The organism is Mesorhizobium sp. M1406, from assembly GCF_040317555.1.
Lineage (GTDB): Bacteria > Pseudomonadota > Alphaproteobacteria > Rhizobiales > Rhizobiaceae > Mesorhizobium.
Window position 1 is genome coordinate 72,750 of sequence record NZ_JAMYKW010000024.1, and the last position, 6,878, is coordinate 79,627.

At 64.2% G+C, this 6,878-nt stretch carries 5 protein-coding genes; all 5 read left to right on the forward strand.

The window, feature by feature from the left end:
* The first annotated feature begins 177 nt into the window (after nucleotides 1-177).
* Nucleotides 178-2,112: a bifunctional 5-dehydro-2-deoxygluconokinase/5-dehydro-2-deoxyphosphogluconate aldolase gene (locus NKH03_RS20320; RefSeq protein ID WP_352970094.1), complete on the forward strand. Its 1,935-nt coding sequence runs from the start codon at nucleotides 178-180 to the stop codon at nucleotides 2,110-2,112.
* A gap of 33 nt (nucleotides 2,113-2,145) precedes the next feature.
* Nucleotides 2,146-3,996: a 3D-(3,5/4)-trihydroxycyclohexane-1,2-dione acylhydrolase (decyclizing) gene (gene iolD / locus NKH03_RS20325; RefSeq protein WP_352970096.1), complete on the forward strand. Its 1,851-nt coding sequence runs from the start codon at nucleotides 2,146-2,148 to the stop codon at nucleotides 3,994-3,996.
* Nucleotides 3,997-4,245: 249 nt separating this feature from the next.
* On the forward strand, nucleotides 4,246-5,163 hold the full coding sequence (gene iolE / locus NKH03_RS20330) for a myo-inosose-2 dehydratase (RefSeq protein WP_352970099.1): 918 nt from the start codon (nucleotides 4,246-4,248) through the stop codon (nucleotides 5,161-5,163).
* Between the two features lie 59 nt (nucleotides 5,164-5,222).
* A complete protein-coding gene (locus NKH03_RS20335; RefSeq protein WP_352970100.1) occupies nucleotides 5,223-5,429 on the forward strand; it encodes a DUF3329 domain-containing protein in 207 nt (68 codons plus the stop codon).
* 380 nt (nucleotides 5,430-5,809) lie between these two features.
* The gene (gene iolB / locus NKH03_RS20340; RefSeq protein ID WP_352870610.1) at nucleotides 5,810-6,622 is read left to right on the forward strand and encodes a 5-deoxy-glucuronate isomerase; all 813 of its coding nucleotides are present in this window, start codon (nucleotides 5,810-5,812) and stop codon (nucleotides 6,620-6,622) included.
* Nucleotides 6,623-6,878 lie beyond the last annotated feature (256 nt).

Consider the following 6,878-nt stretch of genomic DNA (forward strand, 5'->3'; position numbering starts at 1 on the left):
GACCCACCAAAGTTTCCTCCCCTGCGCATCATTTGGTGGCACTTTTAAACGAAGGAACGCTCATTCCATATTGACTATGGATTGGAATTATTATTTCATATTCCTGGCGCCACGCTGCCGCTCGCGCGTGTTACCCAACAATGTTGTTCATGACAACAAGGCCGACGGGAGGTTCCAATGAGCGAAGCCGTGGACGCGAAACAGGCGCCGCTCGACGTCATCACCATCGGTCGCGCTTCCGTGGACCTTTACGGCCAGCAGATCGGCTCGCGGCTGGAGGATATCACCTCCTTCGCCAAGTCGGTCGGCGGCTGTCCGGCCAACATTTCGGTCGGCACGGCCAGGCTCGGCCTGCGCTCGGCGCTGCTGACCCGCGTCGGCGACGAGCAGATGGGCCGCTTCATCCGCGAGCAGCTCAAGCGCGAGGGCGTCAATGTCGACGGCCTGAAGACCGACAAGGAGCGGCTGACTGCGCTGGTGCTGCTGTCGGTCGAGGACGAAGGCGTTTCGCCGATGATCTTCTACCGTTCGGACTGCGCCGACATGGCGCTGGCGCCGGAAGACATTGACGAGGCCTTCATCGCCTCGGCCCGGTCGATCGTCGTCACCGGCACCCATTTTTCCCGGCCCAACAGCGATGCCGCCCAGCGCAAGGCGATCCGCATCATGAAGGCCAAGGGCGGCAAGGTGGTGTTCGACATCGACTACCGGCCCAATCTCTGGGGTCTTGCCGGCCATGCCGAAGGGTTCGAGCGCTATGTGAAATCGGACCGGGTCTCGGCCCAGCTGAAGACGGTGCTGCCCGATTGCGACCTCATCGTCGGCACCGAGGAAGAGATCATGATCGCGTCGGGCGCCGACGACTGCCTGAGCGCGCTGAAGACGATCCGCTCGCTGTCGTCCGCCACCATCGTTCTGAAGCGCGGCGCCATGGGCTGCATCGTCTATGACGGACCGATCAGTGACGATCTCGAGGACGGCGTCGTCGGCAAGGGCTTTCCGATCGAGATCTATAATGTGCTCGGCGCCGGCGACGCCTTCATGTCCGGTTTCCTGCGCGGCTGGCTGGGCGGAGAAGACCATGCGACGGCCGCGACCTGGGCCAACGCCTGCGGCGCCTTCGCCGTATCGCGGCTGCTCTGCGCGCCGGAGTATCCGACCTTCGAGGAGCTGCGGTTCTTCCTGAAGAACGGCAGCAAGCATCTGGCGCTGCGCAAGGACGAGGCGATCAACCACATCCATTGGGCGACGACGCGCCGCCGCGACGTCCCCTCGCTGATGGCACTCGCCTGCGACCACCGCGTGCAGCTCGAGGATGTGGCGGCGAAGGCCGGTGCCGATCCGGCGCGCATCCGTGACTTCAAGGTGCTGGCGGTCAAGGCAGCGGCGAAGGTCGCCGCCGGCCGCGACGGCTACGGCATGCTGATCGACGAGAAGCATGGCCGCGAGGCGATGTTCGAATTCGCCCGCCACCCCTTCGCCTGGCTCGGCCGGCCGGTCGAACTGCCGGGCTCGCGGCCGCTGCGCTTCGAATTCTCGCAGGACATCGGCTCGCAGCTCACCGAATGGCCGGTCGACCACTGCATCAAGTGCCTGTGCTTCTATCATCCCGACGATCCGGCGGCGCTCAAGGAAGAACAGCAGCAGAAGCTGCGCGCGCTGTTCGAGGCTGCGCGGAAAGTAGGCCGGGAACTTCTCATCGAGATCATTGCCGGCAAGCATGGCAAGCTCGACGACACGACGATCTCGCGCGCGCTGGAGGAACTCTATGCGCTCGGCATCAAGCCGGACTGGTGGAAGCTCGAGCCGCAGGCGTCGAGCGGAGCCTGGGCGAAGATCGAAGCGGTGATCCTGAAGCACGATCCGTGGTGCCGGGGCGTCGTGCTGCTTGGCCTGGAGGCGCCGCAGGACGAACTCGAAGCCGCGTTCGCCGCCACCGCCAAGGCACCTATGGTCAAAGGCTTTGCCGTCGGCCGCACCATCTTCGTCCACGCTGCCGAACAATGGCTGGCCGGCAGGATGTCGGATGACGAGGCTATCGCCGACATGGCGCAACGCTTCGAACAGCTGACCGAAGCGTGGCTTGCCGCGCGCGGCCGCAAAGCGGCATAAGAAGCGCGGCACAACGACTGCGGAGGAGACACCATGAGCAAAACAATCCGCCTGACGATGGCGCAGGCGCTGACCCGCTTTCTCAGCAAGCAGATGACCGAGATCGACGGCAAGACCATGCCGATCTTCGGCGGCGTCTGGGCGATCTTCGGTCATGGCAATGTCGCCGGCATCGGCGAGGCGCTTTATCAGGTGCGCGACGAACTGCCGACCTTCCGCGCCCACAACGAACAGGCGATGGCGCATGCGGCGATCGCCTATGCCAAGGCCAATTTCCGCCGCCGTTTCATGGCGGCGACCTCTTCGATCGGTCCGGGCGCGCTCAACATGGTGACGGCGGCGGCGCTCGCCCATGTAAACAGGTTGCCCGTCCTGTTTCTCCCCGGCGATGTCTTCGCCAACCGCATCCCCGATCCGGTGCTGCAGCAGGCCGAGGACTTTTCCGACGGCACGGCGACGGTCAATGATTGCTTCCGTCCGGTGTCGCGCTATTTCGACCGCATCACCCGGCCGGAGCAGATCATTCCGGCGCTGAGCCGTGCCATGCAGGTGCTGACCGATCCGGCCGAATGCGGCCCGGTGACGCTGTCGCTGTGCCAGGACGTCCAGGCCGAGGCCTATGATTATCCCGAGAGTTTTTTCGCCGAGCGGGTCTGGCATCAGCGCCGGCCGCGCCCGGACCGTCATGAGCTTGCGGCGGCTGTCGCCGCGCTCAAGGGAGCAAAAAAGCCGCTGGTGATCGCCGGTGGTGGCGTCCTCTATTCCCAGGCCTCGAACGAGCTGGCGAAATTCGTGGAAAACGCCGGTATCCCCGTCTGCGAGACGCAAGGCGGCAAATCCTCGCTGCCGGACGACCATCCGCTCAACATGGCGGCGGTCGGCGTCACCGGCACCTCGGCCGCCAACCGGCTGGCCGAGGAAGCCGATGTCGTGATTGCCATCGGCACGCGCCTGCAGGATTTCACAACGGGCTCGTGGGCGCTGTTCAAGAACTCCGGCAAGACCATCATCGGGCTCAACGTGCAGCCTTTCGACGCCGGCAAGCACCGCGCGCTCCCGCTGGTCACTGACGCAGCCGAGGGTCTGGCCGAACTGGGTGCAGCGCTTAAAGGTTGGAAGGCACCTTCCACCTGGACCGACAATGCGGCCACCGGAAAGACAGCCTGGCAGGCCGAGGCGGCCAAGGTGACCGCGTCGACCAATGCCGCCTATCCGTCGGACGCACAAGTGATCGGCGCCGTGCAGCGCGCGATGGGCTCTGGCGTGACGCTGCTGCATGCCGCCGGCGGCCTGCCGGGCGAGTTGCACAAGCTCTGGCAGGCTGGCGCGCCTGGCTCCTATCACGCCGAATACGGCTTCTCGACCATGGGCTACGAGATCGCCGGCGGGCTCGGCACGAAGATGGCCAAGCCCGACGAGGAGGTGGTCGTCATGATCGGCGACGGCTCCTATCTGATGCTGAATTCCGAGATCGCCACCTCGGTGATGCTCGGCCTCAAGCTCACCATCGTGCTGCTCGACAACAGAGGCTATGGCTGCATCAACCGGCTGCAGATGGCGACCGGTGGCGCCAACTTCAACAATCTCCTGAAGGACTCGCGCCACGAAGTTCTGCCCGATATCGACTTCGCCGCGCATGCCGCGAGCATGGGCGCTATAGCGGAGAAAGTACCGTCGATCGCCGGGCTGGAAGACGCGCTGGAGAAGGCGAAGACGAACAGCCGCACCACCGTGCTGGTCATCGACACCGACCCGCTGGTTTCCACCGATGCCGGCGGCCACTGGTGGGATGTGGCGGTGCCCGAGGTGTCGGCGCGCAGCCAGGTGAACGCGGCGCGCAAGGCCTATGATGAGAGGCGGAAGATGCAGACCGTCGGCGATTGATGTAAAACGCGGCCAAGCCCCTACCTCCCCCTTGTGGGGAGGTCGGACCGAAGGTCCGGGTGGGGGGCCGGCGCCGCCGGCCCCCCCCCCCCCCGCCGCGGCCGCCCCCCCCCCCCCCCCCCCCCCCGCCGGGGGGGGCGGCCCCCCCCCCCGCGCGGGGGGGGCGCCCCCGGCGCCGCACCCCCACCCCGCTGCTTCGCAGCGACCCTCCCCACAAGGGGAAGGGTGAACAAGGACCGGAGTGACGACTTGAAAGCCAAACTGGGCATGTCCCCCATTGCGTGGTGGAACGACGATCTTGCGGAACTCAGCGATGACGTGTCGCTGGAGGAGTGTTTGCGCCAGTCGCGTTCGGCCGGCTTCACCGGCATGGAAATGGGCCGGCGTTTTCCCAATGACCCCGATGTCATGCTGCCGATCCTCAAGGCGGCCGACGTGACTCTGTGCGGCGGCTGGTTCTCCGGCACGCTGGTCGATGGCGAGATGGCCGACAACAAGGATCGCATCCAGCCGATGATCGACCTGTTCAAGGCGGTGAATGCGCCTTGCATCGTCTATGGCGAGGTCGGCCGCTCGATCCAGGGGGACCGTTCGAAGCCGCTTGCCACCAAGCCGAAGCTGTCGGACGACGAGATGAAGACCTATGCCAGACGCGTCACCGAATTCGGCGAGTGGTGCGCCGAACAGGGCATGCCGCTCTCCTACCACCACCATATGGCGGCAGTGGTCGAGACGGAGCCGGAACTCGATGCCTTCATGCGCCATTCCGGCGCCGGCATTCCGCTGCTGCTCGATGCCGGACATCTGGCCTTTGCCGGCGGCGACGTGTTGCGCGCCATCGACAACCATCACAAGCGCATCAGCCATGTGCATGTGAAGGACGTGCGCATGGGCGTGATCGAGAAACTCGACCGCACGAAACAGTCCTTCCTCGACGCGGTGGCGCTGGGTGCCTTCACGGTGCCGGGCGACGGCTCGCTGGATTTCGGCGCCATCGTGCAGCGCTTTGCCGACCATGGCTATGAGGGCTGGTTCGTGGTCGAGGCCGAGCAGGATCCGAAGAAGAACCCGCCGCTCAGGATGGCTCAGGTCGGCTACAAGGAATTGATGCGCGTGATGACCGCCGCCGGCTATACGGTCGAGACGCAAGGGTTTCCCAATGTCTGATCAAGGGGGGGCCTTTTGCGATGGGTTCCCGGCGAAGCCGATTGCTGTAGATTGGCCCGATGAAAGATTCCGAGCACCCCTTCTTCCGGCCGTTGTGGCGGCGTGTCGCCGTCGTTGCGGTCTGCGTTATCTGGTCGATCATCGAATTCACAACCGGCACGCCGTTCTGGGGCGTGCTTGCCCTCGGCTTCGCCGGCTACGCGGTCTGGCAGTTTTTTTACCTCTACAAGCCCGCGGACGACGGCAACGCCGAGCCGAAGGAATAGAGCGGCCTATGACGCAGAAGGCTTACGGCTTGAGCACTGCGCGCATGATGGATCGCGTGCGTTGGAGACTAGCCGCAAGGCCTCTAGCTTCGTCATCCTGGGGCGAAGCAAGGAGCGAAGCGACGCGGCGCAGACCCCGGGATCCATGCCGTGATGTCAAAACAGCCGCTGCGGTGCAGAATTCCGTTCCGCTGCGCTCTTGGACTGGGGTTGCGGCATGGATCCTAGGGTCTTCGCGACGGAGCTTCGCTCCTGCTACGCCCTAGGATGACGAAGTTGTAAGCGCCGGCCAAACTCGAAGATTTGCGATAGTCCTTTCAAACAAACGGCTTGGTTTCAAAGGCCTGTAGCCCGTCAAGCCATGGAATAGGAGAGACACAATGTCGAAGCTGTTGGTGAAGGCCAATAAGGGCCATGGCCGCGTCGCTCATGTGACGCCGCAAATCGCGGGCTGGACCTATGTTGGTTTCGACCTGCATCGGCTGAAGCCGGGCGAGAGCGCGTTCGGGAAGACGGATGATCGCGAAGTCTGCCTGGTGTTCGTCACCGGCAAGGGCAATGCGAGAGCCGGCGGCAAGGAACTCGGCCTGCTCGGCGAGCGCATGTCGCCCTTCGAAGGCAAGCCGTGGTCGGTGTATGTGCCTGAGGGCTCCGACTGGTCGGTAACCGCGGATACCGACCTGGAACTCGCGGTCTGCTCGGCGCCGGGCCTTGGCGGCGGCCTGCCGGTGCGGGTCATCGCACCGGACGATCTCGGCCAGGAGGTGCGCGGCAAGGGCACCAACACGCGCTACGTCACCAACATCCTGCCGGAGGGCAAGCCGGCCGATTCGCTGCTGGTGGTCGAGGTCATCACGCCCGGCGGCCATACGTCGAGCTATCCGCCGCACAAGCATGACCAGGACAATCTGCCTGATGAATCCTATCTCGAGGAAACCTACTATCACCGGCTCAACCCGCCGCAGGGCTTTGCCTTTCAGCGCGTCTACACCGACGCCGACCAGAATGGTCATCGCGCGCTCGACGAAGCGATGGCGATCGAGGACGGCGATGTCGTGCTGGTGCCCAAGGGCTATCATCCCTGCGCCGCCTGTCACGGCTACGACCTCTACTATCTCAACGTGATGGCCGGGCCGAAGCGGACGTGGAAATTCCACAACGCGCCCGAGCACGAATGGCTGATGAAGGCCTGATCTGCTCCTCCAATAGAATGGCTTCAGACAAAGACAGCTCCCCATTCTTGGAAACCAACCCATTGTCGAAAGTCGGCGCCGCCCCTCATAGGGACGGGGAGAAGGAGGCCGGCCACAACCTCGGCATTTCTTCTTGCTACGATGGTGATTGGCGAAACCATCGACGACAGCTGTCCAGCCGATAGATGGGTAACAGTTTGAACCGGATACATAGGTAACAGTTTTCCCCCTTATGATTGGTTCGTCGGCGCGCCAA